22 protein-coding genes and 1 tRNA gene are annotated in these 25680 nt (G+C 55.5%); 8 read left to right on the top strand and 15 right to left on the bottom strand.

Going from position 1 to position 25680, the window contains the following annotated elements:
- Positions 1-27: 27 nt before the first annotated feature.
- The 5 genes from ABJ076_RS16170 to ABJ076_RS16150 form a co-directional block, all read right to left on the bottom strand.
- Positions 28-1143, bottom strand: a complete 1116-nt coding sequence (locus tag ABJ076_RS16170; protein ID WP_348185175.1) for a DNA polymerase III subunit delta' — start codon at positions 1141-1143, stop codon at positions 28-30.
- Positions 1140-1808 carry a dTMP kinase gene (tmk, locus tag ABJ076_RS16165; RefSeq protein ID WP_348185173.1) on the bottom strand — a complete coding sequence of 223 codons (669 nt, stop codon included), beginning with the start codon at positions 1806-1808 and terminating at the stop codon, positions 1140-1142. Before tmk ends, ABJ076_RS16170 begins: the two co-directional genes overlap by 4 nt.
- On the bottom strand, positions 1801-2976 hold the full coding sequence (locus ABJ076_RS16160) for a D-alanyl-D-alanine carboxypeptidase family protein (RefSeq protein WP_348185171.1): 1176 nt from the start codon (positions 2974-2976) through the stop codon (positions 1801-1803). The genes tmk and ABJ076_RS16160 overlap by 8 nt, the downstream gene beginning before the upstream one ends.
- Positions 2977-3126: 150 nt before the next feature.
- The gene (locus ABJ076_RS16155; RefSeq protein WP_348185169.1) at positions 3127-4104 is read right to left on the bottom strand and encodes a septal ring lytic transglycosylase RlpA family protein; all 978 of its coding nucleotides are present in this window, start codon (positions 4102-4104) and stop codon (positions 3127-3129) included.
- 106 nt (positions 4105-4210) lie between these two features.
- A complete protein-coding gene (locus ABJ076_RS16150) occupies positions 4211-5188 on the bottom strand; it encodes a lytic murein transglycosylase (protein WP_348185167.1) in 978 nt (325 codons plus the stop codon).
- Positions 5189-5483: 295 nt separating this feature from the next.
- Here ABJ076_RS16150 and ABJ076_RS16145 point away from each other — a divergent pair, with 295 nt between their 5' ends.
- The 5 genes from ABJ076_RS16145 to ABJ076_RS16125 all read left to right on the top strand — a co-directional run bounded on the left by ABJ076_RS16145 (position 5484) and on the right by ABJ076_RS16125 (position 10435).
- Positions 5484-6317, top strand: coding sequence for an NAD(P)-dependent oxidoreductase (locus ABJ076_RS16145; RefSeq protein ID WP_348185165.1), 834 nt, complete (start codon positions 5484-5486; stop codon positions 6315-6317).
- Between the two features lie 45 nt (positions 6318-6362).
- Complete coding sequence (gene kdgD / locus ABJ076_RS16140) at positions 6363-7289, top strand: 5-dehydro-4-deoxyglucarate dehydratase (protein ID WP_348185163.1); 927 nt, start codon at positions 6363-6365, stop codon at positions 7287-7289.
- A 176-nt stretch (positions 7290-7465) separates the two neighbouring features.
- On the top strand, positions 7466-8452 hold the full coding sequence (locus tag ABJ076_RS16135; RefSeq protein WP_348185161.1) for a TRAP transporter substrate-binding protein: 987 nt from the start codon (positions 7466-7468) through the stop codon (positions 8450-8452).
- A 116-nt stretch (positions 8453-8568) separates the two neighbouring features.
- The gene (locus ABJ076_RS16130; RefSeq protein WP_348185159.1) at positions 8569-9138 is read left to right on the top strand and encodes a TRAP transporter small permease; all 570 of its coding nucleotides are present in this window, start codon (positions 8569-8571) and stop codon (positions 9136-9138) included.
- A 13-nt stretch (positions 9139-9151) separates the two neighbouring features.
- The gene (locus ABJ076_RS16125) at positions 9152-10435 is read left to right on the top strand and encodes a TRAP transporter large permease (protein ID WP_348185157.1); all 1284 of its coding nucleotides are present in this window, start codon (positions 9152-9154) and stop codon (positions 10433-10435) included.
- Positions 10436-10446: 11 nt separating this feature from the next.
- Here the strand turns inward: ABJ076_RS16125 and ABJ076_RS16120 are convergent, their stop codons facing one another.
- Entirely contained in the window at positions 10447-11352 is a 906-nt protein-coding gene (locus ABJ076_RS16120; protein ID WP_348185155.1) for an SMP-30/gluconolactonase/LRE family protein, read from the bottom strand.
- Between the two features lie 48 nt (positions 11353-11400).
- Entirely contained in the window at positions 11401-12264 is an 864-nt protein-coding gene (locus ABJ076_RS16115; RefSeq protein ID WP_348208902.1) for a FadR/GntR family transcriptional regulator, read from the bottom strand.
- Positions 12265-12618: 354 nt separating this feature from the next.
- Between ABJ076_RS16115 and ABJ076_RS16110 the strand changes: the two genes are divergently transcribed.
- The 3 genes from ABJ076_RS16110 to ABJ076_RS16100 all read left to right on the top strand — a co-directional run bounded on the left by ABJ076_RS16110 (position 12619) and on the right by ABJ076_RS16100 (position 15281).
- Positions 12619-13548, top strand: a complete 930-nt coding sequence (locus tag ABJ076_RS16110; RefSeq protein WP_348202616.1) for a class I SAM-dependent methyltransferase — start codon at positions 12619-12621, stop codon at positions 13546-13548.
- A 348-nt stretch (positions 13549-13896) separates the two neighbouring features.
- A tRNA-Ser gene (locus ABJ076_RS16105) sits at positions 13897-13986 on the top strand.
- 155 nt (positions 13987-14141) lie between these two features.
- Positions 14142-15281 carry an aminotransferase class V-fold PLP-dependent enzyme gene (locus ABJ076_RS16100; protein ID WP_348185149.1) on the top strand — a complete coding sequence of 380 codons (1140 nt, stop codon included), beginning with the start codon at positions 14142-14144 and terminating at the stop codon, positions 15279-15281.
- On the opposite strand, the gene ABJ076_RS16095 is transcribed toward ABJ076_RS16100, so the two are convergent.
- The 8 genes from ABJ076_RS16095 to ABJ076_RS16060 all read right to left on the bottom strand — a co-directional run bounded on the left by ABJ076_RS16095 (position 15278) and on the right by ABJ076_RS16060 (position 25658).
- The gene (locus tag ABJ076_RS16095) at positions 15278-16552 is read right to left on the bottom strand and encodes an amidohydrolase family protein (protein WP_348185147.1); all 1275 of its coding nucleotides are present in this window, start codon (positions 16550-16552) and stop codon (positions 15278-15280) included. The genes ABJ076_RS16100 and ABJ076_RS16095 overlap by 4 nt on opposite strands.
- A 14-nt stretch (positions 16553-16566) precedes the next feature.
- The gene (locus ABJ076_RS16090) at positions 16567-17517 is read right to left on the bottom strand and encodes an ABC transporter permease (protein WP_348185145.1); all 951 of its coding nucleotides are present in this window, start codon (positions 17515-17517) and stop codon (positions 16567-16569) included.
- Positions 17518-17521: 4 nt separating this feature from the next.
- Positions 17522-18571 (bottom strand): ABC transporter permease, encoded by a 1050-nt coding sequence (locus ABJ076_RS16085; protein WP_348185143.1) that lies wholly within the window; start codon positions 18569-18571, stop codon positions 17522-17524.
- Positions 18561-20105, bottom strand: coding sequence for an ABC transporter ATP-binding protein (locus tag ABJ076_RS16080; protein ID WP_348185141.1), 1545 nt, complete (start codon positions 20103-20105; stop codon positions 18561-18563). Before ABJ076_RS16080 ends, ABJ076_RS16085 begins: the two co-directional genes overlap by 11 nt.
- A 20-nt stretch (positions 20106-20125) precedes the next feature.
- The gene (locus tag ABJ076_RS16075) at positions 20126-21133 is read right to left on the bottom strand and encodes a BMP family protein (RefSeq protein ID WP_348185139.1); all 1008 of its coding nucleotides are present in this window, start codon (positions 21131-21133) and stop codon (positions 20126-20128) included.
- Positions 21134-21379: 246 nt separating this feature from the next.
- Complete coding sequence (locus ABJ076_RS16070; protein ID WP_348185137.1) at positions 21380-23353, bottom strand: ATP-binding protein; 1974 nt, start codon at positions 23351-23353, stop codon at positions 21380-21382.
- A complete protein-coding gene (locus ABJ076_RS16065) occupies positions 23350-24453 on the bottom strand; it encodes an ABC transporter substrate-binding protein (protein WP_348185135.1) in 1104 nt (367 codons plus the stop codon). The genes ABJ076_RS16070 and ABJ076_RS16065 overlap by 4 nt, the downstream gene beginning before the upstream one ends.
- A 101-nt stretch (positions 24454-24554) precedes the next feature.
- Positions 24555-25658: an ABC transporter substrate-binding protein gene (locus ABJ076_RS16060; protein WP_348185133.1), complete on the bottom strand. Its 1104-nt coding sequence runs from the start codon at positions 25656-25658 to the stop codon at positions 24555-24557.
- Positions 25659-25680: the final 22 nt, after the last annotated feature.

Genomic DNA, 25680 nt, shown 5'->3' with positions numbered 1-25680 from the left:
CGCATCCATCAGTTTCAAGGCGAAACGTCAGGTAGCAGCGTGATCCGGAGCCAGAGAGTAGAACACATCCATCAGCAATTGCCGCTTATCAAGGCTGAGGCCGATGCCCTTCCCCAGAAGCGATGCGATCCGTGAGCGGCGCTCTGCGATACCGGCAGGACCAAGGGTTTCGGTCAACCGCATTGCGGCGGCGCTCATCCCCTTTACCTGATCGACAGGAGGCTGTCCGGCTGCCGCATCCCGCGCAACACGGCCGAGCCACCAGTCCAGCAAGTTCATCCCGGTCAAGAAAGGATCGCTTTCCTCCGCCTTGACCGCTCTGGTCCAGCGGTCGGCCAGTTCCAGCAGCGCGAGATCCTGAATCTGTGGGTAGGAACCAAGTGCTCCGAAAATGTCCTCAAGCGCAGAGATGCCGCCCTCCGCCGCAAGTCCTAGAGCGCGGCCAATGCTGCCTTCGGAAAGGGCAACCAGGGTTGCGGAAGTTTCAGGTGAAAGCTCTGGCTGATGGATGGCCAGTAATTCAGTTACCTGATTATCGGAAAGTGGGCCGAGCCGAACAGTCCGGCAACGGGACCGGATCGTCGGCAGCAGCCGGCCCGGCGTGTGGCTGACCAGTAAGATCAGAGCCTGCCGTGGCGGCTCTTCCAGAAGTTTCAGGACCGCGTTGGCCGCGTTCCGATTCATTTCGTCCGCGCAGTCCAGAATGACAATGCGCCAGCCGCCAAGCGATGGGGTCAGGCGCAGGAAACTGCCTATCTTGCGGACATCGTCGACCACGATTTCGCCGCGCATTTTCTTGCGTTTCTCGTCGTAGCCGCGCTCGATGACCAGCATGTCGGGATGGCTTCCGGCAGCTATCTGCGCGAACACGGGATCATCGCGCGACACAGCAAGGCTTGCAGTTGCCTTTGGCAATACATCGCCGAAGAGACCCGGTCCCTCCTCTTCCGCGCCACCGGACAATACGTAACGGGCAAACCGGTAAGCCAGAGTTGCTTTACCGATACCGGCCGGCCCTGTGATCATCCAGGCGTGCGGGATGCGTCCTGAGGAAATAGCGTCATGAATCGCCGTCTCAGCAACTTCATGGCCGATCAGCACGTCGCTCTCTCTTGGAAGCGAAAGGTGTTGTTCTTCGCTCATAGAGTGACGCCAAGCCTGTCTCTAACCAACATGGAAATGGTTTCACTCACGTGGCTGGTATCGGCAGCTGCATCGACGAGGACAACCCGCGCCGGCTCACCCACAGCAATTTCCCGGAATCCGTCCCGCATACGCTGATGGAAGGCAACCTCCATGCGTTCGAACCGGTCTTCGGCCCCGCGCCGCTGCGCTTCGTCCGTAACGCGGGTGCGGGCCAGGCCGATTTGGGGATCAAGGTCGAGAATAATTGTCAGGTCTGGACTGAGAGGGCCGAGCACAATTTTGTGCAGGTCTGCGATCTTGTTGCGGTCGAGGCCATGACCGTAGCCCTGATACGCCATGGTGGAGTCAGCAAACCGGTCGCAGAGCACCCATGTGCCTTCTTCAAGCTTCGGCTCGATCAAGCGCCGTACATGATCCCGGCGAGCCGCATAGAGTAGCAGCAGTTCCGTCATGGCGTCCCAGCGTTGAGGATCTCCGGTAACTAGCAGTTCGCGGATCTGCTCTGCTCCGGCAGAGCCTCCAGGCTCACGTGTCAGGCAGATATTCCGCCCGGAACTCTCAAGCGCTGCAGCCAGCACCCGGATCTGCGTGCTTTTGCCAGCACCTTCACCGCCTTCAAACGTGATGAAGCGCCCTCTTTCGGTGACAGCGGGATCAACCACCACTGCCCCAAACAAGATATTCGACAGCAGCACCGACTTTGCCAAAGACGCCAAGCTGATTTACATCGGCACCGGCATAGAGCGGGATCGTTACATCTTCCATCTCAGGGGCTGAGACTTTCAGTGTTGCCAGTTGCGTGCCCGCAGAAATGGGCGCTGGAATTGGCCCCTCATAAACCACGCTGACTTTCATCTTCTGGCGTGCAGTCCGCTTGAGCGTAAGCAACACATCGTTATCCGTCACCAGTGGCACGGTCTTGGAATTCCCAAGCCACACATCAGCGTTAGCGACGACTGAGCCTCTTTCAAAGAGACTGTAGTTCTCGAATTCGCGGAAGCCCCAGTCAATCAAGGCCTCGCCTTCACGGGAACGAGCGGACACGCTTTCCAGCCCGTTGACGACAAGAATCAGACGTCTGCCGTTCCGGACCGCAGACGCGGTCAGACCGTATCCAGCGGCTTCCGTATGCCCGGTTTTTAGACCGTCTGCGCCCATATTCTTGTAGAGCAGCGGATTCCGATTTCCTTGCTTGATCTTGTTGTAAGTGAATTTCGTTTCCGAATAGATCGGATAATACTCCGGGAACCTGCGGATGGTTTCGATGGCGAGACGCGAAAGGTCGTGGGCCGTCATCCGATGCTCCGGATCCGGCCATCCGGTTGCATTGCGGAAGGTACTGCCGGTTAGTCCGATCTCGTGGGCGCGCCGGGTCATCTCCGCTGCAAATGCTTCTTCGGTGCCGCTGAGGGCCTCGGCCAAAGCGATCGCAGCGTCATTTCCACTTTGCACGATAATGCCATGCAGAATGTCGCGTATAGCGACACGGGTATCGACCTTCACGAACATCTTCGAGCCGCCCTTGCGCCAGGCCTTCTCGCTGATCGCGATGGTGTCGTCCATCGAAAGCCGGCCATCCTTCAAGCGCTCGAACGCCATGAAAACAGTCATGATCTTTGTCATGGAGGCCGGCGGCATTGGCTTGTCCGCATCCTTTTGAAACAGGATCGTGCCTGTATCGTAGTCGACCAGGATAGCCTCACGTCCACTGGTCTCGAGCGCGGACGCTTCCTGCGCATACAGGAAACTGCCTACAAGCAGCGCGGAGACGCCAAAAGTAATGCAGATGCGTCCGACTGCTGCGTTCAGTTTTCTCGCGAATTTCGTCATTAGATCCCCACCCGTCCGCATGACGAGACGTTTTGATCAAACAGGTTTTTGGCTTCTATAGCCCCAAGCGGCTGTAAACATAATGCACAAATTTGATTGAAATGAGACATAAGCCCACCCCGCAAGGATTTCGCGGCCAGTAAACCGGCGCTATTCAACGATCACGCGTGCGCCGGGATATCCTTTGCTAATTATGGCCTCGAGAATGCGGTCGGCATCTTCAACAGTGTCCAGAGGGCCAAGGCGCACACGGTAGAAATATTTACCTTCAATCTGGCGCGGATCTATCCTTACCGGGCCGACATCGGCGAGGATTTGCGTCAGCTTGTCCGCATTGTTCGCATTCGTAAAAGCGCCCGCCTGAACGAAAATCTCCGTCCGTTCCGGCTCCGATTGAATGACGTTCTGACTGCGGGACTGACGGGCAAGATCAATGGCACTGCCTTGATCCGAGGCACTTGGCGCTGTGGATACGGGCGCTGGGGGCGGTGTAAGGACGACAGTCCCCGGTATTTTTGAAACGCTGCCTTTTGAAACAGCAACACTCGGGGCCGCGGTTGGTGTCGGAACCGGTTCCGGGTTGAGGCTGGCAAGCCGCACAGGTTTACCCGATTTATAGGCTTCAGCGATCTTACGGCTCTCTTCCGGCAGGATTTCGACCCTTACTTTTGCCGTACCTTGGCGCTGGAAACCAAGGAGCTGAGCAGAGCGGCGGGAGAGATCGATGATCCGGCCATGAGCAAACGGCCCTCGATCGTTGATCCGAACTACCAAGGCGCGGCCGTTTTCCAAATTGGTTACCCGCACAACACTGGGCATAGGCAAAGTGCGATGGGCCGCGGTGACAGCATTCTGATCGAACACCTCACCATTAGCGGTGTCCTTATTGTGGAAATTTGGTCCGTACCAGGAGGCGATACCGGTTTCGACATAACCGTAGTCTACTTGAGGGTAGTACCAGACATTGTTGATTGCGTAAGGAGACCCAACCTTGTACCGGCCAAGAGGTCTCCCGTCTGATGCAACGTTCTGGACCTGCTTGGCCGTATGAACCACAAACTCCGTTTCCGCACATGCGGACAACAGCAAGGCAAGCGTCATGAACGAGAGCGTGGCGAGAGGTTTCATGTCTGTCCTTCTGGTCCGTTCGGCGCACGACTTACAACGGGTATGAAATTTCGACCGCGATGCTACCACATACTGCGGCATATCTCGTGATCGAATTCATGATGAACTATTCCTGACCGATAGCTTCTGCGAGTGTTCCCACCGCTGTCGCGAAATAGCTCGAGCGGTTCCATTTCAGGATGACCTCGTAGTTCGAATAAGCGAGATAAGCTGGCGCCAGCTCTCCATCTCCAGGAACGATCAGCTGGCTGGTTAGGTTACGGCTGGGTAACGGGGTACCGTCACGCCGCGTCACGCCAAGTGCTTCCCATTCGCGCATCGTCTTGGTCGTTTTGGAATCAACAAGAGTCTTGTCGAATGTTGCAGGCAGGCTGACGGGCCGGCCCCAGGTCTCGGTGTTGTTCCAGCCGGATCTGGAGAGGTAGTTGGCGATAGATCCGAAGACATCTGCTTTGGTACCCCATATATCTTTATGACCGTCACCATCGTAGTCGATAGCGAAATTGTGAAAACTAGAGGGCATGAACTGACTCTGCCCCATGGCGCCAGCCCAGGATCCCTTCATATCGGCGTGCGCAATATGGCCCTGCTCCAGGATCTTTAGTGCCAGTAACAATTCCTTGCGGAAGAAAGCACTACGGCGCCCGTCATAAGCGAGGGTCGCCAGAGAAGCGACGACAGGAAAGCCGCCGGTAATGCGCCCGAAATCCGTCTCAACGCCCCAAAGGGCGACAATGAAGCGCGGTTGGACCCCGAACCTCTCGGAAACTTCAGTCAGCAGCGCTTTGTTCTGCTGGAGAAGTGCGCGCCCTTTCTTTATCCGGGAGTCCGGTACGACTCGGGTCAGATATTGCTCAAAAGTCAACGTGAACTCGGGCTGCTTGCGATCCAGCTCGATGATGCGCGGGATAGGCGCCACTCCAGCAAAAGCCTGATCCAAAATGGATCGGCTGATCCCCTGCTGTTCTGCTTCGGTTTTTAGTTCCGTGACCCAGGCATCAAACGACTGCGTCGTGGCGGCATGGGCTGAGGTGAAACTGACCGCCGAAAGCAGTCCCGCAAGTACCAGAATTTTTTTCAACATGTTCTACGCCCAATGCCTAGCCTGTGTCGCCAAATGCAATACCGCATGTTGTGGCATAGGGGGCAAGCGCTCGCAAGAAAGCGCAGAACCGCTCTGCAAGCCATTGATCCAAGACGACAGTTTTAACGCGGAATAAGGCCCTCCACTGGGCGCATTTGCGAATCTAACCGGATCAAACGGCGGCGTGAGCATGGTAACGACCGGTCCTGGTGGATTCGGTCAAAATTCATTCTAGACAAAATAATCATACTAGGTATCCTGAATATCATAATTAATCATACCTAAGAGATGATTAATGAGACGAGTACTGCTTACCGGTGCCGGTGGAGGCATTGGCCGTCGCATGCGACAGACGCTCGCCGGCGCTTACCCAATATTACGCGTATCCGATATGGTTGACTTGGGGCCCGCAGGAGATGGTGAAGAGGTCACCCTCGCCGACCTCACGCGTAAGGAAGATATTGAGCGGATTGTCGATGGAGTCGATGGGATCATTCATCTAGGCGGATTGTCCGTCGAAAACGCGTGGGACGATATCCTCCGCACCAACATTGACGGGGCATACCGGTTCTATGAAGCCGCCTACAATGCGGGTGTAAAACGGATTGTTTTCGCCAGCTCGAATCATGCCATCGGATTTTATCCGCGCGGCCAGATCCTGGATGGATCGGAGCGACCGCGCGCTGATTGCCGCTATGGCCTCAGCAAAGTCTTTGGTGAAGCGTTGTCGCAATATTTTGCGGACAATTATGGCCTTGGCGTCCTCTCCATCCGGATTGGTTATTGCTTCGAAAAGGCCGAAACACAGAGAACTCTCGGGTCCTGGATCAGCATCGGTGATTTGACGCAACTCTGCCGGATCGGGCTGGAGGTTCAGGATTTACACCACGAAATCGTCTACGGCATGTCCGATAATTCGCGCACCTGGTGGGATAACAAGACCGCGAAGCGCCTGGGGTATCAGCCAAAAGACTCATCCGATGTCTGGGCAGCGGAAGTGGATAGTTCCGGTGTCCCGGAGCCAGGAGACGCTGTTGGTCTGGCGGTCCAGGGCGGTCCTTTCGCGAGCGAAGGATATCAGGGCGATCCCAGCCGTGTTGCCGTGCAGGGCGCGAAGTCGAACACCTGACCCACACATCGCCCCTTCTTATCAACCCGTATCGGGAGATCTGCCGTGTCTCTTTCACCCCAGGAGCTCAAGGCCCGTATGGCGACCGGCCTTCTGTCCTTTCCTGTCACGCATTTTGACGACGCGCTAAAATTCGCACCACAGCCCTATCAGGATCATGTTTCCTGGCTGGCTTCTTACGACGCGGCGACGCTTTTTGCCGCCGGTGGAACCGGTGAGTATTTTTCGATTGGTCAGGACGAATTTCCTGGCATTATCCGCGCCGCTGTCGAGGCAACGGACGGCCGTTGCCCAGTCGTTGCAGGATGCGGTGTGAATACAGCTCGGGCTATCGTCGATGCGCAGGCTGCGGAAGCGGCAGGAGCGGACGGCCTGTTGCTGTTGCCGACATATCTCATGGCAGGAACGCAAGCTGGGCAGATGGCGCATGTCAAAGCTGTTTGCCAATCTGTTTCCATCGGGGTCGTGGTCTATAACCGCGCCACGTCCGTGCTCACTCCCGATAGCGTCGCTCGTTTGGCTGAAGAATGTCCGAACCTGATTGGCTTTAAGGACGGCGTCGGCGAAATCGATCTTGTGACCCGGATGCGGACTATGCTCGGGGACAGGCTGGTCTATGTTGGCGGGATGCCGACCCATGAGTTGTTCGCCGCAGCTTATGATGCTGCCGGGTTCAGCACTTATTCCTCTGCCGTGTTCAATTTCGTGCCTGAGCTGGCACTGAAATTTTATGCTGCCATGCGAGCTGGCGACCGGGCGGTGATGGACGATATTCTGAAGAATTTTTTCTACCCATTCGCGCATATTCGCGACCGTGTCCCTGGTTATCCAGTTAGCCTGATCAAAGGGGGGTTACACGCGGTCGGCAGGGAGGCTGGAGCAGTACGTCCCCCTCTTTCCGCTGCTACTGACAAGGATATCGAAGACCTTGCAGCGGTAATCGAGTCTTCCGGGTTGGCCGTGGCCGCTTAGAAGTAAGATTCATTTCTCGATAGATTGACCAATTGTAAAAAGGAGGCATACTTATCCGAAGGATATAGACGGCGCATCAAGTGCCGCATTCCGCAACAAGCACCGCATAAGAAAAACAGACCAGCGGTGCATCGGTCCCGAGCACACAGTCGGGACTAAAAGGGAGGAAATACAAAATGTCGATTATTCACAAAATCGGATCTGCCGCATTTGCAGTCGCATTGCTGGCAGGCGGCACAGCCAATGTTGAAGCCGCTGAATGGAAGGGCTGGAATATCCATAAGCCCGGATATCCCAACACAGTCGCCATGGACAAGTTCGCCGAGCTTCTGGCGCAGAAGACCGACGGGCGCCATACGCTGAAGATGTTCCATTCAGGAGTTCTCGGAAGCCAGCCGGATGCGATTGAGCAGTTGCGTATCGGCGGCATTGAGATTGGAAACTTCAATCTCGGGCCAATCGGGCCTGTCGCTCCGGAAGCCAATGTTGTCTCCTTACCCTTTATCTTCAAGGACATGGAGCATATGCATCGGGCCATGGACGGGGAGCCAGGCGATCAAATCAGCGCCGGCATGGCGAAGAAAGGCATGGTTGCGCTTGCCTGGTATGATTCAGGCGCACGATCTTTCTATAATTCCAAGCATCCAATCAATAAGCCCGAAGACGTCGAGGGTATGAAGGTCCGGGTGATGAACAACGATCTTTATTCCGGGATGATTTCCGCGCTCGGCGGCAACCCGTCTCCGATGGCATTCTCTGAAGTTTATCAGTCGCTCAAGACCGGTGTCGTCGACGGAGCCGAGAACAATTGGCCCTCTTATGAGTCGACCGGTCACTTCGAGGTCGCGGGATACTATTCTCTATCCCAACACCTGATTATCCCGGAGTGCGTCTGCGTTAATGCCGACGTCTACAATGGGCTTTCCGATGCAGACAAAGCTGCTGTGAAAGCCGCAGCCCGTGAGTCAGCAGATCTGCAGCGGAAATTGTGGGCAGAACGGGCGGAAGCCAGCCGTCAAATGGTGATGAAGTCCGGCGTTAAATTCAATGACGTGGCCGACAAGCCAGCATTCCAGAATGCCATGAAGCCTGTTTTTGAGAAGTTCTTGGCAAGCAATGAAGAACTGAAGCCGCTCGTCGCCGCAATTCAGGCAACGCAATAAAAACTCCTGTCCCGTGGCCGCCGGAAGTAACTCACTAAGTGAGTCTTTCCGGCGGCACTTTTTGACACTCGTCAAGCTGCGTGCCGCATGCGGCACTTAACGAGCCGGGGTTTCAGATGAACTCTATGCATCAGACCGGTCCTGAGACCGGCGCCTATTCGTCAAAGACTCCCGGCCCGCCAATGCTGTTGCGTCGGTTTTATCTGGGGCTGGATACACTATGCCGCATCAGCCTTTGGGTTTCCGGGACTGCAATGGTCGTTTTGACTGCCATGTTCGGTTGGCTTGTATTCGGCCGCTATGTGCTTAACGCCACGCCGACTTGGGTCGAGCAAGTCGCTCTCCTGCTAGTCGCCCTGATCGGTTTCGTCGGAGCGTCAACCGGCGTCCATGAGAGATCCCATCTCGGTGTTTCGTTCTTTCGCGACATAGCACCACCCCCACTGCAGCGGGCGATGGATTTCCTCGTCCATCTGATTATGGCCGTCTTCGGCGCAATCATGATGGTGCAGACTTATAATCTCGTGCTGTTCAAATGGAGTACACAGATACCCCTCATCCACGTCCCGGAAGGGCTCCGTGCAATACCTCTGACCTTCTGTGGTGCGGCGTGTCTCATTTATTCAGCTGGCCATCTGATCCGGTTCTTCCTGAACCGCGAACCGCCCTCTTCTTCTCCGCGCTAATCGGGATATTCAAATGGGACTTCTTATTCTGCTCGGCGTATTCGCCGTATGCGTGGTTATCGGCGTGCCGGTGGCTTTTGCTTTGGCTGTCGCAGCCGTTACGGCGTTTTTCATCGAAGGGCTGCCGCTGGTCGTAGCCTTCCAACGCATCATCTCCGGCATCAACGTATTCTCCCTGATGGCGATCCCCTTTTTCATTTTTGCTGGGGAGTTGATGTTTCACGGCGGTATCGCCATCAGACTCGTGCGGCTCGCGTCCGCAGCCGTTGGCTGGGTGCGTGGCGGTCTTGGCGTTGTGAATGTTTTCTCGTCCATGCTGTTCGGCGGCATTTCCGGGTCAGCCGTGGCAGATATCTCGGCGCTTGGCTCGATCCTAATCCCTGTGATGAAAGAAAAAGGCTATGACGACGATTATGCCGTGAATGTCACGGTGACCTCATCGATCGCGGGCATTCTGGTGCCGCCATCCCATAACATGATCCTGTTTGCGATCGCAGCCGGCGGCGGTATTTCGATTTCCCAGCTCTTTCTTGCCGGCGTTCTTCCTGGTGTCCTGATGTGTCTCTGCTTAGCGGCGGCTGCCTACATCATCGCGGTCCGCAGGGGGTACGGGGTTGAGCCGTTCCCCGGATTATACGCTTTGTTCATCAGCTTCGTTACAGCCCTGCCCGGGCTTTTCACAGCGGTCATCATTGTCGGCGGCGTACTCTCCGGCATTTTTACCGTCACAGAGTCTGGTGCATTCGGAACACTCTACGCTTTTGCGGTCACCTTGATCGTCTACCGTTCCCTGAGCTGGACGGCTTTCAAGACGGCTGTGCTCAATTCAGTCCGCACCACATCGATGGTGCTGATCCTTGTCGCCTCGGCGACGGCATTTGCCTATATGCTGACCTTCTATCAGGTCCCGACCCGGATGATCGATTTCATGACCGGGGTGACTGAGAACCCGATTGCCATCCTGCTGATGATCAACCTTATGTTGCTTATACTCGGCATGATCATGGACATGGCGGCTTTGATCCTCATCTGCACTCCAATATTTTTGCCCGTCGTGATCTCACTCGGAATGGACCCGGTTCAGTTCGGCATGATTCTGATGATGAATTTGGGGCTGGGGCTTTGCACACCGCCGGTTGGAGCATGCCTGTTCCTAGGATGTGCGGTAGGGAAGGTTCCGATTGAACGCGCCGTCCGGACAATATGGCCGTTTTACGCAGCCATTCTTTTCGCGCTTATGCTGACGACATTTATTCCTGCAATCTCCCTGACACTGCCGCGTCTTATCGCAGGATAATGGGGGCTAGGTCAGGCTACACAGGGCGGCGGTGCATAGCCCTTCACACCGGGCTCACAGACCAAAATGCCGCCAGCGTAGGGCTGGCGGTCTTCGGTTCCCGGTGTGATCAAACCTTCTCCCATGCTGGTAATATAAAGCTGTTCCAGTTTGGCGCCACCGAAGGCGAGACAAGTGGGTTTTTCGACCGGAACCGAAATGGTGCGGTCGACCGCTCCGTCAGGTGTAAGCCGGAGAATCTGCCAGCCATCTACACCGGCCATCCAATAACACCCATCCGCATCCATTGCCGCGCCGTCCGGCCGGCCGGCCACGGCATTCGTATCAAAGAAGGTACGTCGGTTCGAAGGGGTACCTGTTTTGATATCGTAATCGAAGACCCAGATTGTCTGGATCGGTTTGTAGCTATCAGAAAGATACATCCGTGTTCCGTCCTGCGAGAACGCAAGCCCGTTCTGGATGTAGAGACCTTCCAGGAACGACCGGCAGGTCCCGTCTGTATCCAGACAAAACAGCGTTCCATCTCCTGCTTCTCCCGCCGCCGCATCGCGCGGACCGTTTTTCGGCATGGTACCGGCCCAGAATCGTCCTGCCGGATCGACGGCGCCATCATTAAAACGATGCGTGGCGAGCCCGGGTGCCATGTCGTTCAGCAGGTGGACAGAACCATCCGCTGGGTCGAAGGCGCACCAGCCTTCTTCAAGCCCGACTATCGCCCCGCCTGACTGACGGGGGGCGACGCATCCGATGGCTGACGGCATTGACCAGGTTTCGTTACGCGTCAATCCAGGATGAAACCGGTGCAAGGACGGCGCCGCAATGTCCACCCACCAAAGGGCGCTTGACTCAATATCCCAGACCGCGCCTTCGCCAAGTCTGGCTTTGGCTTCGAGGACGCAGTCAACCGCGACATTCATACCCGTCTCCTAGAATTCAGGTCTGCTGGATCGTTACGAAGAAGCGACCTATGAGGAAAGGGAATTCCTGTATCGGGTGATGCTCCCGCTCAAATGGTCACGCATGGCACACCGGGCCGCGTCCGGATCACCGGCGGATATTGCGTCTGCTATTGCCCGATGCTCCTTGTTCACCCTCTCGAGATAGCTTTTGTCTATTAGACGGTCGCGTTCCTGTTCTGAGAGACTGCTCCGTGGAATGGCATTTTTCCCAAGTGATTTCAGGAAATTGGCGAACAATTCGTTGTTGGTTCCCTGTGCGATGGACAGATGAAAGGCTGCATCCAATGCAACAGAGGACGCACCGCTCTCTACGGCGCGTTCTAACTGATACAGGTTCTCACGAATTCGGGCATCTTGGGAGAGGCTGCGACGCGTAGCAGCAAGGCCTGCTGCCTCAATCTCAACCGCCATGCGCAATTCCAGAAGGTCGAGCGTACCGTGAACATCTCCGGGCAGGAACGACGCGATTCCCTTGTTCCGGTTGCCGTGCGGGTCACGGACAAAAATACCTGCGCCGCGTCTTGGTTCGACCAAACCATCCGCCTTCAGGACGGCGACGGCCTCTCGAATAACAGTCCGGCTGACGCCAAACTCAGCTTCAAGCTCTTTCTCCGTTGGCAGACGGTCACCGGTTTTCATAGGCCCAGCGGCGATTTTTGCACGCAGTGCCGCCGTCGTTTCCTGGGTGAGATTCCGCCCAGCTTGAACCTTCTGAGGCATTGATATCGCTTCCCGTTGCGTCTTCGAGGTATTATTAGTGGCCGGCATATGTAGTATTAATTTAGATGATTGATCAATTCGATTCTGAACATAAGGGTGACCCCGCTGCCCCCCAATCAGCCTTATGCAAACCAGAAAACGTGAAGCCATCGCCTGGAAAACTCATGAACTCAGCATGGTTCATCTGTTCTCTGTCGCTGGGCGCGGCTGGGTTGCATACAGCCCCCGTCATCGCTCTTTTTAGCGGAGCGCGCATTCGGGGCTAATTAGCTTCGGGTCCAGCCGTTCAGAAAAGGCCTCTCAAACCTGCAAATGAGGTGTGGCGGGACGCATATGAACAAGTGCAAGAGCCAATCCAATTCTTTGACTTAGCCGAACGAAAGCTTAGAGACGCGTAAGTCAGATTCTGGCAACAAGATGCCCTTGTAAGCGATGAAGGACGAGCATAATTTCAACGCAACTATGTTCTAAAAAAGCTATACGATCAGCTAGAGAATGGCACATATGCTCAACGAATTGCCCGAGGACTTTGACCCGGAAGTCTATTTGAGTTTGCACCCCGATGTGGCTGCGGCAGGCGTGGATCCATTACAACACTATTTATTACACGGAGCCTCAGAAGGGCGTGCGTATCGTCGAAAAACAAATTCCACAGCTTTCGTCACTGCGGTACCGAAAACTTCAAGTATCACCGAATTAAATAGAAAAGAAAAAAATACATTTTCAGGAATACATGATTTTTCCGACGATGAGATCCCCCAAGACGCAAAAGATAGACCAGGACTAGAAGGCCTTTTTTGGTCAAATAAAGGATCAATAATACATAAATGGCATCATTATCTACCAATTTACGAAAGATACTTCGCAACTTACAGAAATCGGAGGCTAAGATTTCTTGAAATTGGTGTTTCTGAAGGGGGGTCATTATCCCTTTGGAGGAACTATTTTGGGCCTGATGCTGTGATTTTTGGGATTGATATTAATCCTAGTTGCGCTGCCTTGGATGGCCAAAGCGGTCAGGTTCGCATTGGCTCTCAAGACGACCCGGAATTCCTAGCCAAAATCGTAGAAGAGATGGGAGGCGTTGATATCGTTCTTGATGATGGCAGCCATGTCTCCAAGCACATTCGAGCGTCCGTTAATACATTGTTCCCGCTCTTAGCTGTTGGGGGCATATATATGATCGAAGACCTTCACGCGACGTATTGGAAAACGCATGACGGTGGCTACCAGGAACAAGACTCATTCATTGGAGATATTCGTCAGATGTACGACGATATGCACCATTGGTATCATGGAGAGGGTCAGAAAATTGATGGTACCGCCGATTATCTCGCAGCACTCCACCTTTACGATTCCATCGCAGTTCTAGAAAAAAACAAAGTTTCGCGACCTCGCCACAGCAAGGTTGGGACAGCGACACTCGCTTCATAAATAAACCGTTAACTCGTTACATAAGCCTCTCCATTATCATCAGCTCGGGATTGATGTTGTTCTAAACTCAGTGATCGAATCGGATCGCCCATATCAAGATGATTGATCAATTCTATTCTGAACGTGAGATTACGGCCATTCCCCTCCCCCGATCAGCCCTATGCGAGGCCGAAATCGCGAAGCCGTCGCCTAGAAATTTTGTGAACTCGGCGCGGTTCATCTGTTCTCTGTTGCAGGGCGCGGCGGGGTTGCGTATAGACATCCCTCCTCGCTCGCTTTGGCGGGGCGGCATTTGAGGTTAATTTGCTTTTCGGGCAATGCCCTGAAGCAATATCGAATGCCAATTGCGGATGGGTGGCCGAGCGGTTGAAGGCACCGGTCTTGAAAACCGGCAGGCGGGAGACCGTCTCGTGGGTTCGAATCCCACCCCATCCGCCATACCGCTCTTCATTGCCAGACCTCGTTTCAGAACGTTTGAAATCGCTACTGCTGAGCGTGTCCATGCTTGAGCTCGCAATTCAATCTGTGCAGGGTGCTAAACAGTGCGTGGCCTGATGCAGGCCTGCGCGAAAGTTTCTTCTGGAGCCCCTTCTATGGCGATCACCTGCCAACGGGATCTTTTCGATCTGCCGACCGGCCTGACGTATTTCAACACGGCCAGCCAGTCTCCTTGTCTCACGGCCAGTTTCTCCGCCGGTGAACGGGGACTTATGCGCAAGCGGCAGCCATGGAACGCCGAACGTTCGGCCTTGCCGGGGGAAATGGAGCGCTGCCGGGAGTTGTTTGGCGGTCTGCTCGGTGCCACGGCAGACGATGTCTCGATCGTTTTTTCGACCAGTTACGGAATTGCTTCCGCTGCGGCCAATCTGACTTTGGCTCCGGGGCAGGATGTGCTGGTGCTTGAAGCACAGTTCCCGTCGAACGTTTATGCGTGGCAGAGACTGGCGGAGCGGTCAGGCGGCGGAATTCTCTATGTCCCGCGCGGCGCGGATTTCGACTGGACCGGGGCGGTTCTGGAGGCACTGGACGATGGTGTGGGTATCGTCGCGCTGCCGAACTGTCACTGGTGCGACGGGGCGCTAGTCGATCTCGAGCCGATTGCTGCGGAGTGTGTGCGGCGCGGGATACCGATGGTCGTGGATGCGACCCAGTCACTCGGCGTAAAGCCGCTTAACCTTGAAACTGTTCCTGCGGATTTCATCGTCGCCTCGGGCTATAAATGGCTGCTTTGCCCGGACATGATGGGCTTCATGTATGTCGCCCCCAAGCACCATTCGGGCATGCCGCTGGAGCTGAACCACGCGTCGCGGATCGACGCGCCGTCGATGGAGACCGGCAGCGGCCTTGGTGGGCGTCTCAAGCCGAATGCCCGGCGCTTCGATATGGGGGCAGCGGACAGCATGATCCACATTCCGATGTGCGTATCCGCACTGGAACAGATCACGGAATGGATGCCAGAGGCGATCCACGCCTACCTGGTCGGGCTTGTTGATATGATCGCAGGGAAGGCGGAGGAGCGCGGCTTCACCTGCCCGCCGAAAGCCCGCCGCATCGGGCATTTCATCGGGATTTACCGGAATGATCCATGGCCGAAAGATCTCGCTGCACGGCTGGCGGCACGCGACGTTCATGTGGCCTTCCGCAACGGCGCGCTGCGGATTAGTCCTTATCTCTTCAATGACGAGGCCGATGTGGATCGGCTCTTCGAGGCGCTGGACGCGGAAATGCGCTAGACCCGCCGGAAATCCACCTCGTGGCTGTTGCCGCTGATTTTGACTGTGCTGATCTGCGGTGGCGCTTCGGCAATGACCTGGCCCCGGCGGATGACAAACAGCCTGTTCGGTTTCAGGCGGATGGCTTCCATTGCATCGCCCGCCTGCAGGATTATCAGGTCGGCATTGGATCCCTTCGAGATGCCGTAGCCTTCCAGCCCCATGGCATCTGCCGAGTTTTCGGTGACGGCGGCGAACATTGCCTTCATCTCGTCGACGCCGGTCATCTGGCCGACATGGACAGCCATATGCGCGACTTCCAGCATGTCGTGGCTACCGAGGCTGTACCATGGGTCCATCACACAATCATGGCCCAGCGCGACATTGATGCCGGCGGAGGTCATTTCCTTTACCCGAGTCATGCCCCGGCGCTTTGGATAGCTGTCGTGCCGACCTTGCAGGGTGATGTTGATCAACGGGTTCGGGATCGCGTGTATCTGGCTTTCAGCCATTAACGGCAACAGCTTCGAGACGTAATAATTGTCCATGGAATGCATGGAGGTCAGGTGCGAGCCGGCCACCCTGCCCTCCAGCCCGAGGCGCTTGGTCTCCGCTGTCAGTGTCTCGATATGGCGCGACATCGGATCGTCCGTCTCGTCGCAATGCATGTCGACCCGCAGGCCGCGCTCGGCCGCGATCTCGCAGAGTGCGCGGACCGAACGGGCGCCGTCTTCCATGGTGCGCTCGAAATGTGGAATGCCGCCGACTACGTCTACGCCCTTGTCGAGCGCGCGGGCGAGGTTCTCCGCCGCACCGGGCGAGCGGAAATAGCCGTCCTGCGGGAAAGCGACAAGCTGGATGTCGATATAGGGCTTCAGTTCTTCCCGTACCTCGATTAGGGCGTCGACATTGATCATGCGGGGATCGGACGTGTCGACGTGGCTGCGAATGGCGAGCGTGCCCTTGGCGATGGACCAGCGCGCCAGTTCCCGCACCCGCTGCTTGATCGCGTCCCCAGTCAGGTGTGGCTTCAGCTCACCCCAGAGCTGGATGCCTTCCAGCAGGGTGCCAGACTGGTTCAACCGCGGCTCGCCGAGGCTGAGGGTGGAATCCAGATGGAAGTGAGGGTCGATGAACGGCGGCGTCACGAGACAGCCGCCCGCATCGATCACCCTGCCTGCATCGCCTGTAACAGCCGGGCCGACCTCGACGACACGGTCGCCCTGAATGGCGATGGATTGCCCCGTGCGGCCGTCGGGCAGTGTGGCATTCGTGATCAGAATATCGAGCATAAGTCAGGCTTTCGTTAAACGCGGTCGCCGCGCCGGAATGGTACCAGTAGCGCTTTCGGGTAAAGCGCCCGCCGGGACATCACCACCATCGCAGCAATGGAGAGGACGTAGGGCGCCATGAGGAAGAACTGGTAGGGGATCTGCGCGCCGGCAAGCTGCTGCGCACGGACCTGCAGAGCGTCGAGCCCGGCAAACAGCAAAGCGCCGAGCAACGCCTTGCCGGGGCGCCAGGAGGCGAAGATCACCAGTGCGACGCAGATCCAGCCACGGCCGTTGATCATGCCGAAATAGAATGCGTCGAACGCGCTCATGGTGATGAAGGCACCGCCGATGGCCATGAAGGCGCTGCCGACCATGACCGCGCCGGTCCGGACCGCCAGCACATCGATACCCTGTGATTCGACGGCGACCGGGTTTTCCCCTGCCATGCGCACTGCGAGACCGAGCGGGGTGCGTTCCAGCACGTACCAGACAGCCGGAACCGAAAGCAGCGCCAGATAGGTGAGCGGCGTCTGGCTGAACAGCGCTTCACCGATCACGGGAATGTCGGAGAGGCCAGGAATGGCATAGGGCTGGAAGGGGACGATCTTCGGTGGTGTCGTCGCGTCCGGAAGCAGCATGCGGAAAACATAGTAGCTGAGTGAGGAAGCAAACAGCGTGATACCGATCCCCGTCACATGCTGGGAAAGGCCCAGATAGACCGTAAAACTCGCGTGAAACAGACCGATCAGTGCACCAATAAACGCGGCGAAGACAATCCCGCCCCACAGGTCTCCGCCCTGAAAGACCCACATCCATCCGGCCATGGCACCCATTGTCATGATGCCCTCAATGCCGAGATTGAGCACTCCTGCCCTCTCGCAGATCAGCTCCCCCAGAGTCCCGAGAATGAGGGGGCTGACGATCCGGATTGTCGCGGCCCAGAAGCCGGCGGTGAGGAGGATTTCGAGGATGTCGCCGATCATTGCCTCAACTCCAGCGGATGCGGTAGCGGGTCAGCATGACACTGACCAGAATGGTCAACACCGAGAGGCCGACCAGAACGTCCGCAATGTAGGTTGGAATATCGGTCGACCGGCTCATCGCATCGGCGCCGACATAGATGGCCGAGATGAAGAAGGCCGAGAGGATGACACCGAGCGGATGCAATTGCGCCAGCATGGCGACGGCAATCCCCGCATATCCGAAGCCCGGTGAGAGATCGAGCGTGAGATAGCCCTTGAGCCCAGCGACTTCGCTAACCCCGGCAAGACCGGCAAGACCGCCTGATATCAATGCAGTACGGATCACCGTTGCATTGACGCCAATGCCTGCAAAGCCGGCGGCGGACGCATTCAGGCCAACGGCTCGGATCTCGTACCCCCAGACTGTGAAGCGCATCAGCGCCCAGGCAAGCAATGCGGCGACGATCGCGAAGATAAAGCCGAGGTGCAGGCGCCCCTTGGCCAACAGCGGCGGCCAGATGCCTTCATCCACAATGGGGGCGGCCTGTGGCCAGCCGAGTGACATCGGGTCCTTCCACGGCCCCTCAAGCAGGTATCCGGCCAGCAGAAGGATGACGAAGTTCAGCAGCAGCGTCGTTACGACCTCATCGACCTTCATGTGGGTCTTCAACAAAACCGGCACGATCAGGATGGCGCCGCCTGCCATGGCGCCGACAATCATCAGGAACGAAACCATCAGGACGGGCGGCAGGGAGATCAGGCCCGTACCGAAGAATGTCACTGCCAGTGCCCCGCAATAGAGCTGCCCTTCGGCGCCGATATTGTAGAATTTAGCCCGGAAGGCGACCGCTGCTGCCAAACCTGTGAAGATCAGCGGCGTGGACCGCGTCAGCGTCTCATTCAAGGCAAAACTGGATCCAAGGGAACCCTTCAGCAGAGCCCAATAGGAAGCCAGCACCGGCTCTCCCGCCCAGATGATCAATCCGGCGCCGAGCACCAGTGCGGCCAAAACGGCCAGGACCGGGGCCAGCATCACACGCCAAAGCGTCACGTCCTGTCGGGCTTCAATGCGCATGGGCGGCTTCCCCGTCATGGCCGGACATCAGCAGGCCGACATCGCCGACCGTGAGGTGTGCCGTCTCTTGCGGGGCTGTCAGCCGACCGTGATACATAACGGCAATCCGATCACTGAGAGCGAAGAGCTCGTCCAGATCCTCGGAGATCAGCAGAATACCGGCGCCGTCGGCGCGAGCCTGCAACAAGCGGCTCTGGACATAGGCAATGGCCCCCTCGTCCAGACCGCGGACCGGCTGGTTCGCGATGATGAAGCGTGGCCCCTTCGAGAGCACGCGCGAGAGGATAAGCTTCTGCATGTTGCCGCCTGATAACAAACGCGTTTCTGCTTCCGGACCTTCACATCGAATATCGAACTCATCGATTAGGCGGTTTGTTCGCTGCACAGCCCTGGCCTTGTCGATGATGAAGCCGGCACGGGCAATTTCGGGTCCGCGCCTGTCTTCGCTGATCAGGTTTTCCCAGAGCGGCATTTCACCGACCACACCTGTCGCGTGACGGTCCTCGGGAATACGCCCAACACCACGCCGGACAAGTTCTGTCGGATCGGCCACACCTGGCGCACCGAGTATATCGACATGACCGGCCTCGGCTGTCGTAAGGCCGGACAACAGGTTTGCGAGCGTCCGCTGACCATTGCCAGCCACACCGGCAAGTCCGATGATCTCATGCGCCCGGATCTCAAGGCTGACCTCTTTCAGGCTCTGCGATTCACTATCCGCGCGGCATGAGACGTCAGTCAGGCGCAGAACCGCATCGCCCGGTGTCATTGCTGTCGCTTTCGGGCGGTTCACTTCCTCGCCCACCATCATATGCGCCAATCCGGCGCGGTCTGCGTCGGACGTTGTTACGGTTCCAGCAACGGCGCCCCGGCGCAGCACCACCACCCGGTCCGTATGATTGAGGATCTCGTTCAGCTTATGGGAGATGAAAATGACCGCAAGTCCATTGGCCGTCAGCTTCTTCAAAGTCTCGAAAAGGCTGTCAGATTCCTGTGGCGTCAGAACCGCTGTCGGCTCGTCCAGAATGAGGATGCGGGCGTCGCGGTAGAGAGCTTTTAGGATCTCCACCCGCTGCCGTTCACCGACCGAGAGCGCGCTGACCGGCTTGTCCGGATCAGCATGCAGGCCGTACTCGGAAGCCATTTTCGCGATTTTGGCCCGGGCGGCCTTGATGTTCCGGCGCCAAGCAAACAGCGGCTCGGTACCGAGCGTGATGTTCTCCAGCACCGTCAGGTTTTCGGCCAGGGTGAAATGCTGGTGCACCATCCCGATACCAGCCTGGATAGCTGCGTCAGTCGAACCGGGAGGCAATGGCGCGCCATCCACCATGATCTCACCCTCCTCGGCCACGTAATGCCCGAAGAGGATGTTCATCAGCGTTGTCTTGCCGGCCCCGTTCTCGCCCAGGAGCGCAAGGACTTCTCCCTGGTTTAGGTCGAGCGATATCGCATCGTTCGCGACCAGCGGGCCGAAACGCTTGGTGATGCCCCTGAAGGATAACAGGGGCATCACTGAGGAAGGTCTATTGGTCACGTGCGTGACATCCTAAAGAATCAGAACGTGGATTTAGGCTCGTTGTCGTTGATCTCGACCACGAAATCGCCGGCCAAAATCTGCTTGGAAAGCTCGGCGACCTTGGCTTTAGCATTTGCCGGGATTTTATCCTCGAACTCATAATACGGGGCAAGGCTGGCGCCGCCCTTCTGCATCATGGTCCATTCCTTGTAGTCTTCGGCTTTGAAGCTGCCTGCCTTGACCTGCTCGATGGCGTAATCGATAGCACTTTCCATGTGCCAAAGGGCAGACGTCACGACCACACCCGTTCCATTCTCTTCCTTGTTCATGTCGTTCACATTACCAAAGGCAAGAATGCCTTTTTCACGAGCCGCATCAACCACGCCAGCACGTTCAGCATAAAGGATATCGACACCGGATTCGATCTGGGCGAAGGCAGCTTCTTTTGCTTTTGGCGGATCGTACCAGGAACCGATGAAGGTCACCTTGAACTCGATCGACGGATCGACGGACTTGGCGCCTGCCATGAACGCGTGGAACAGCCGGTTTACCTCACCGATCGGATAACCGCCGACCATGCCGATCTTTTTCGACGTGGTCATGCTGCCGGCGATGATCCCCATGAGGTAGCACGGCTCATGGATATAATTGTCAAAGACCGAGAAGTTGCTTCCATGCGGCTTGAAGGGGTCGCCCATTACGAAGGCGACGTTCGGATATTCGTCCGCCACCTTGCGAGCCTCGCGACTGATGCCAAAGGCCTCGCCAATGATCAGCTGCACGCCGCTTTCGGCATATTCGCGCAGCACACGGATATAGTCGGTATTAGAGACCTTTTCCGAAAAGGAATACTCAATTTTGCCCGCGGCCTTGGCGGCTTCAAGTGCAAGATGCAGGCGCGCATCCCATTTTTGCTGGATTGGTTGGGTATAGATCCCAGCAACCTTGATCGTGTCTGCTGCGTTGGCGATGCTGGCCGGCAGCACTGAGGCGGCGCTGAGAGCGGCTAGCGTTGCCATAACCTGGCGGCGCGAAAAAAGTGTCATATCAGTCCCCCGAAAAGCGAAACGGCACGTGCTCCGGATATTCTCCGTTGCATCAAGCCGCTTTCTGTTTTGCCAAATCCTCCCGTCTCATCCGTGGTATTCTTCTTGGCGTTCCTGTTTTCGGAGCGCCGTCCCAATTCGGGACTGTGATTCCATCGCATGTGACAGATCAATTTCAGCGATTTGGTTTCGCATTGTCAATCGAACCCGAAAGAATACGAAAAAGGAGTATTTGGCGGCGCCACCCTATGTCCCAACGGGCGAGTTTTTGACGCTCCCCGTATCCTCACCCTCGTGCTCTGGGGCAATAACGGGAATCAGGAGTTTGAAAACTGAACCCTCGCCAAGCGTGCTCTCGACCGTCAGGCTTCCGCCAAGCACGTTAGTCGCCGCGTTATAAGATATATTCAACCCGAGACCGGTGCCACCCTGCCCCAATTTGGTGGTGTAAAAGGGGTTGAAGACCTTCTCCGCCACGTCCGGCGGCATTCCGACGCCATCATCCCGCACTGATATTTCAATCTTTTCCTGGTCGGTTTCTGCAACTGAAATGTGGATGTTTCCGGATCTGTCCGGAAATGCATGCTTTGAGGCGTTGTCCACAAGATTGGTAATAATTTGCCCGAGCTCTCCTGGATAGCTGTCAATCTCAAAATTCTCAGGCATATCGTCAATTACGACTTGGATGTTTTTCCCGATGGACGGCTGCAAAGTCAAAACAGTGCCAGAAATAAGATTGTGCAGATGAAACTTCCGCCGAAGTGACGTTGTCCTGTCCACAGCGACCTGCTTGAAATTTGTAACCAAATCGCAAGCACGTTCAACATTCATGAATGCAACTGAGGTCGTTTCACGAACATGAGCCAGGAACTTCATCAAGTCCGACTTTCGCAGGCCCTTTTCCAGCAGCGCGTCGAAATTCCGGATTTCATGTTCCTGAGAAGACAGGCTGAGCTTGCTGTTTCCCAAAGGCGTGTTCAACTCGTGTGCGATGCCGGCGACCAGACGTCCAAGTGCAGCCAGTTTTTCGGCCTCTATCAATTCATTCTGAGTCTTCTGCAGATTTTGTAAGGCTTTCGAAAGATCCAAATTAGAGTTGGCCAAATCGTACGTACGCGTCCGGACCCTGTTTTCCAGATCTTCATTCATTTCCTTCAAGGCTTGTTCACGGCTGACAAGGGCGTCGGCCATGGCTTCTAGGTCTCCTGAAAGCTGGTTGAACTCCTTTATAAAGCTTATCGGCCAGTTCTCGGGCCGGCTGCCGGATGCAACAATACGGGCGCGCCGGATAACGGATTGCACGGTGCGCGACAGAGTCTGAGCCCAAAGAGGAGCCAATAGCGCACCGATGATGGATGTGGATATGAATCCCGTAATGATTATGGCAACAAGTTCCCGTGTCGCGGGATTATCCATCCCGCGCGGGATGCGGCTGACAAAGAGCCATCCAAGAGATTTGGAGAATTCCGCCCAAGCATAGAAATCCTGCCCATCATAAGAAAGGCGGTCCGGGATCTCTGTCCCATTTAGCCCGGCCTGAACGATTGGCAGATGTAGAAGATTCCGCCGGCCAAAACTTGTGACTCTTGTATCCGCCACAACTTCGCCGAGACGATCCAATATCCAGAGATCAAGTTGCCTGTCGCTACGGGAGAACTTGCTTATGGAGATAATCTGGTCGAGAGGTACCTCGCCGATTATGGAGGTTTTACTTCCTTCGACCGGAATCGCCACGCCAACAGTTACGGTTCCTGAGACCGTGGAAAGTTGCGTATCGCTCCATGCCTGTTTTTGTGTATCGGAAACTGTGCGAAAAAGCTTATTGGCGGACATATCGATCCCGACGATCTCGTCGATATATTGCCTGCCGTAATTCTTCACGCTGGCGTCAATCAGAAGGCCCTTTTCGTCGATCAGATAGATTGCATCAAATTCGTCCCCGCGCGCGGCCACCAGTAATTGATAGACATCGTCCCTAGGAACGTTTGCGACCGCGGCCGTTAAAACCTTGAGACGATGTTCGAGAGAGCGCAAATACTCCTCAACTCGCGCCGCCATCTCTGCAGCCGATTCCCTAGCTATAGATCTGTTGTCATCCATAATCTGGGGTAAACGGATGGCAAGCGTGGTCGACCCAACAATCACGAGCGCGACCAGCGGAGTCAGAACAAATAAAAGCGAGAGTGCAACGCGCAGAGACAGTGCTTTTGGAACCTTCATTTAGGTATGAACTTCCCCTCCTGAACGGTGATCGTAGTGATTTTTCGAGTACTGTCCCCGAAATCGTCAAATTCTACTATTTGCTGCAACCCTTGAAAGCGTCCAATCGCATCGATCGACGATTTTATACTTTCATCTTCTGCCAAGTTTTCAATGACAGAGAATAAAACAGTCACGCCGTCATAAGCCGCAATACTCGCGAATCTTGGACTTGATTGAAACCTGGCACTGTAAGAGTCGCCGAACGCGATGTAACGCTCCGATTTATCAAATCCATCATAAGCTTGCAGCAGGGTAATCCCGTCGATTGCTCCTCCCCCGAGCGTAAGAAGACTGTCTGAAGTCGCCCACTGGGACGCGAGAAGCGCCACCTCTGTGTCATGTTTTCGAATTTGCTGGGCAAGCAAAGCAGTATCGACCGCGTTGGCGAGTAATATCAATGCGTCGGGATTCGAGTCCGATAATTCTATAGCCAACCGGGGAATATCGCCTCGAATGGTACTGTTAAATTCCCGAAACTCGATCAGCGTTCCACCAAGCGCCGTGAAGGCTTCGTCAAACGCGTGTATCAAATTCATAGAGTAGAGCTGATTCTTTCCATCGAAACCAATGGCAACCTTTTGATGTCCGGCATCAATGCAGTGTTTGGCATAGCTCTTTGCTACTTCGTGCGTAGATGAGTTTATACGATAAAAATAATCATCCTGACCGACAAAGTATTGAGAAGCGACGGTCGGAGAAATTGCTACAATTTCAGCCTCGTTTATCACCGGCACCATGCCGCCAGCGACTACGCTGAGATTGGGGCCGATAATTGCTTCAACACCCTCTGAAATCAGCGACCGGGCGGCTTCCGCGCCTCCTTCCGCCGTACCGTGGTCGTCACGAACGAAAACTCTTATCTGACGCCCGTTTATTCCTCCTGCTTCGTTCCTGGCATCGACAGCCATGCGAACAGCGCTCAATGACGCGATGCTGATCTCTGATGCTCTTCCTTCGAGGCGGCCGACAAAGCCCAAACGGATCACCTCCGGATCGCCACAGGCCGCTAACTGCAGCAAAAACATTGCTACCGCAGGTGTTAACACATATGGCCGCATGACCGATTCTCCGGTATTTAACTACCTGAAGGTTTTCATGATTTGAATAAAATTTAGTAAATATCTCTCTATTGGCAATCAGTTCCGATCCGACAGATAATCTATTTTGGTCTTGCAAAACGGCCATCTCTAACCATCACAACGGTCAAAGTCCTTCTGCTATCTCCATAAGCATCGAACGTGATTTCTTGTTGCAGGGCTTTATATGATTCTGAGTTCAGCAAAGCGGCTTTTAAGTTTCCTCCCTCACCGGCTGTCCGCAATGCCGCAAACAATGTTGTTGCAGCATCGTAAGACGCAACACTTGCGTGGTTTGGTGGAGCCTTAAATTTCCCTTGGAAGCCTTCGCGAAACCCTAAATAGCGCTTGCTCTGGTCATTCCTATCATATGTATCGGCCAGCATTATTCCTTCAACTGCCCTGCCTCCATGGGTTATTAGGTTGTCAGACCCAGCCCAGGAAGTCGCAAGTAATTGAATATCTCCATCACGCTTTCTGAATTGCTGCACAAGTTGGGCGGTGTCTATGCCGTTTGCCAAAATGAGAACCGCTTCAGGTTTGTCAGCAAGCAGAGAAACAACGACATGTTTCAACCCGACTTCCTTTGCTGCATCAAAAGGTACAACTGAAGAAATCTTGCCACCATACGCACTAAACGCTGCGGTGAATAACTTCATCCAGTTCTCTGTGAATGCTTTGTTGTGAGCATCGGTAGCCGCCGCGATTCTGCTAAATCCGGCCTCATGGTAAACTCTCGCGTAATCGGCAGCTGATTGCTCACCCGATGAATTCAATCGGAAAAAAAAGTCGTCTTTTCCGACAAATTTGGAAGAAATAACCGTCGGAGATACCGTCACAAGTCTAGCTTCGTTGATGACGGGCACGACGCCGCCAGCCACGACACTTAGGATCGGCCCAATGATCGCTGTAACCTTCTCGCTGACGAGTGAGCGTGCAGCCTCAGCTCCCCCTTTGGCAGATCTCTTGTCATCACGAATAACAAGTTCGATCTGACGCCCATTGATGCCGCCATTTGCATTGGCTTCATCAACCGCCATTTGTACGGCGTTGCGCGAGGCAATTCCGAGAGCTGACGCACGGCCTTCCAGCCCGGCAATAAATCCGATGCGTATCGGACCAGGTTCGCTACACCCTACCAAAACCGATAAGCTAGCGAGAAAGGCAAATTTTTGTATGGCTCGCATGATTTCAACCAATTAAAGCCGA

Source organism: Nisaea sp. (assembly GCF_039990255.1).
In the GTDB taxonomy this organism is placed as follows: domain Bacteria; phylum Pseudomonadota; class Alphaproteobacteria; order Thalassobaculales; family Thalassobaculaceae; genus Nisaea.
This window is presented reverse-complemented; position numbering and strand designations above follow the sequence as displayed.

What these genes read in the sequence shown, in the direction of transcription:
- ABJ076_RS16170 (WP_348185175.1), bottom strand. Translation starts at nt 1,143, where the DNA reads ATGAGCGAAGAACAACACCTTTCGCTTCCAAGAGAGAGCGACGTGCTG.
- ABJ076_RS16160 (WP_348185171.1), bottom strand. Translation starts at nt 2,976, where the DNA reads ATGACGAAATTCGCGAGAAAACTGAACGCAGCAGTCGGACGCATCTGC.
- ABJ076_RS16155 (WP_348185169.1), bottom strand. Translation starts at nt 4,104, where the DNA reads ATGAAACCTCTCGCCACGCTCTCGTTCATGACGCTTGCCTTGCTGTTG.
- ABJ076_RS16150 (WP_348185167.1), bottom strand. Translation starts at nt 5,188, where the DNA reads ATGTTGAAAAAAATTCTGGTACTTGCGGGACTGCTTTCGGCGGTCAGT.
- ABJ076_RS16145 (WP_348185165.1), top strand. Translation starts at nt 5,484, where the DNA reads ATGAGACGAGTACTGCTTACCGGTGCCGGTGGAGGCATTGGCCGTCGC.
- ABJ076_RS16135 (WP_348185161.1), top strand. Translation starts at nt 7,466, where the DNA reads ATGTCGATTATTCACAAAATCGGATCTGCCGCATTTGCAGTCGCATTG.
- ABJ076_RS16130 (WP_348185159.1), top strand. Translation starts at nt 8,569, where the DNA reads ATGAACTCTATGCATCAGACCGGTCCTGAGACCGGCGCCTATTCGTCA.
- ABJ076_RS16125 (WP_348185157.1), top strand. Translation starts at nt 9,152, where the DNA reads ATGGGACTTCTTATTCTGCTCGGCGTATTCGCCGTATGCGTGGTTATC.
- ABJ076_RS16120 (WP_348185155.1), bottom strand. Translation starts at nt 11,352, where the DNA reads ATGAATGTCGCGGTTGACTGCGTCCTCGAAGCCAAAGCCAGACTTGGC.
- ABJ076_RS16115 (WP_348208902.1), bottom strand. Translation starts at nt 12,264, where the DNA reads ATGGCTTCACGTTTTCTGGTTTGCATAAGGCTGATTGGGGGGCAGCGG.
- ABJ076_RS16110 (WP_348202616.1), top strand. Translation starts at nt 12,619, where the DNA reads ATGCTCAACGAATTGCCCGAGGACTTTGACCCGGAAGTCTATTTGAGT.
- ABJ076_RS16100 (WP_348185149.1), top strand. Translation starts at nt 14,142, where the DNA reads ATGGCGATCACCTGCCAACGGGATCTTTTCGATCTGCCGACCGGCCTG.
- ABJ076_RS16095 (WP_348185147.1), bottom strand. Translation starts at nt 16,552, where the DNA reads ATGCTCGATATTCTGATCACGAATGCCACACTGCCCGACGGCCGCACG.
- ABJ076_RS16090 (WP_348185145.1), bottom strand. Translation starts at nt 17,517, where the DNA reads ATGATCGGCGACATCCTCGAAATCCTCCTCACCGCCGGCTTCTGGGCC.
- ABJ076_RS16085 (WP_348185143.1), bottom strand. Translation starts at nt 18,571, where the DNA reads ATGCGCATTGAAGCCCGACAGGACGTGACGCTTTGGCGTGTGATGCTG.
- ABJ076_RS16075 (WP_348185139.1), bottom strand. Translation starts at nt 21,133, where the DNA reads ATGACACTTTTTTCGCGCCGCCAGGTTATGGCAACGCTAGCCGCTCTC.
- ABJ076_RS16070 (WP_348185137.1), bottom strand. Translation starts at nt 23,353, where the DNA reads ATGAAGGTTCCAAAAGCACTGTCTCTGCGCGTTGCACTCTCGCTTTTA.
- ABJ076_RS16065 (WP_348185135.1), bottom strand. Translation starts at nt 24,453, where the DNA reads ATGCGGCCATATGTGTTAACACCTGCGGTAGCAATGTTTTTGCTGCAG.
- ABJ076_RS16060 (WP_348185133.1), bottom strand. Translation starts at nt 25,658, where the DNA reads ATGCGAGCCATACAAAAATTTGCCTTTCTCGCTAGCTTATCGGTTTTG.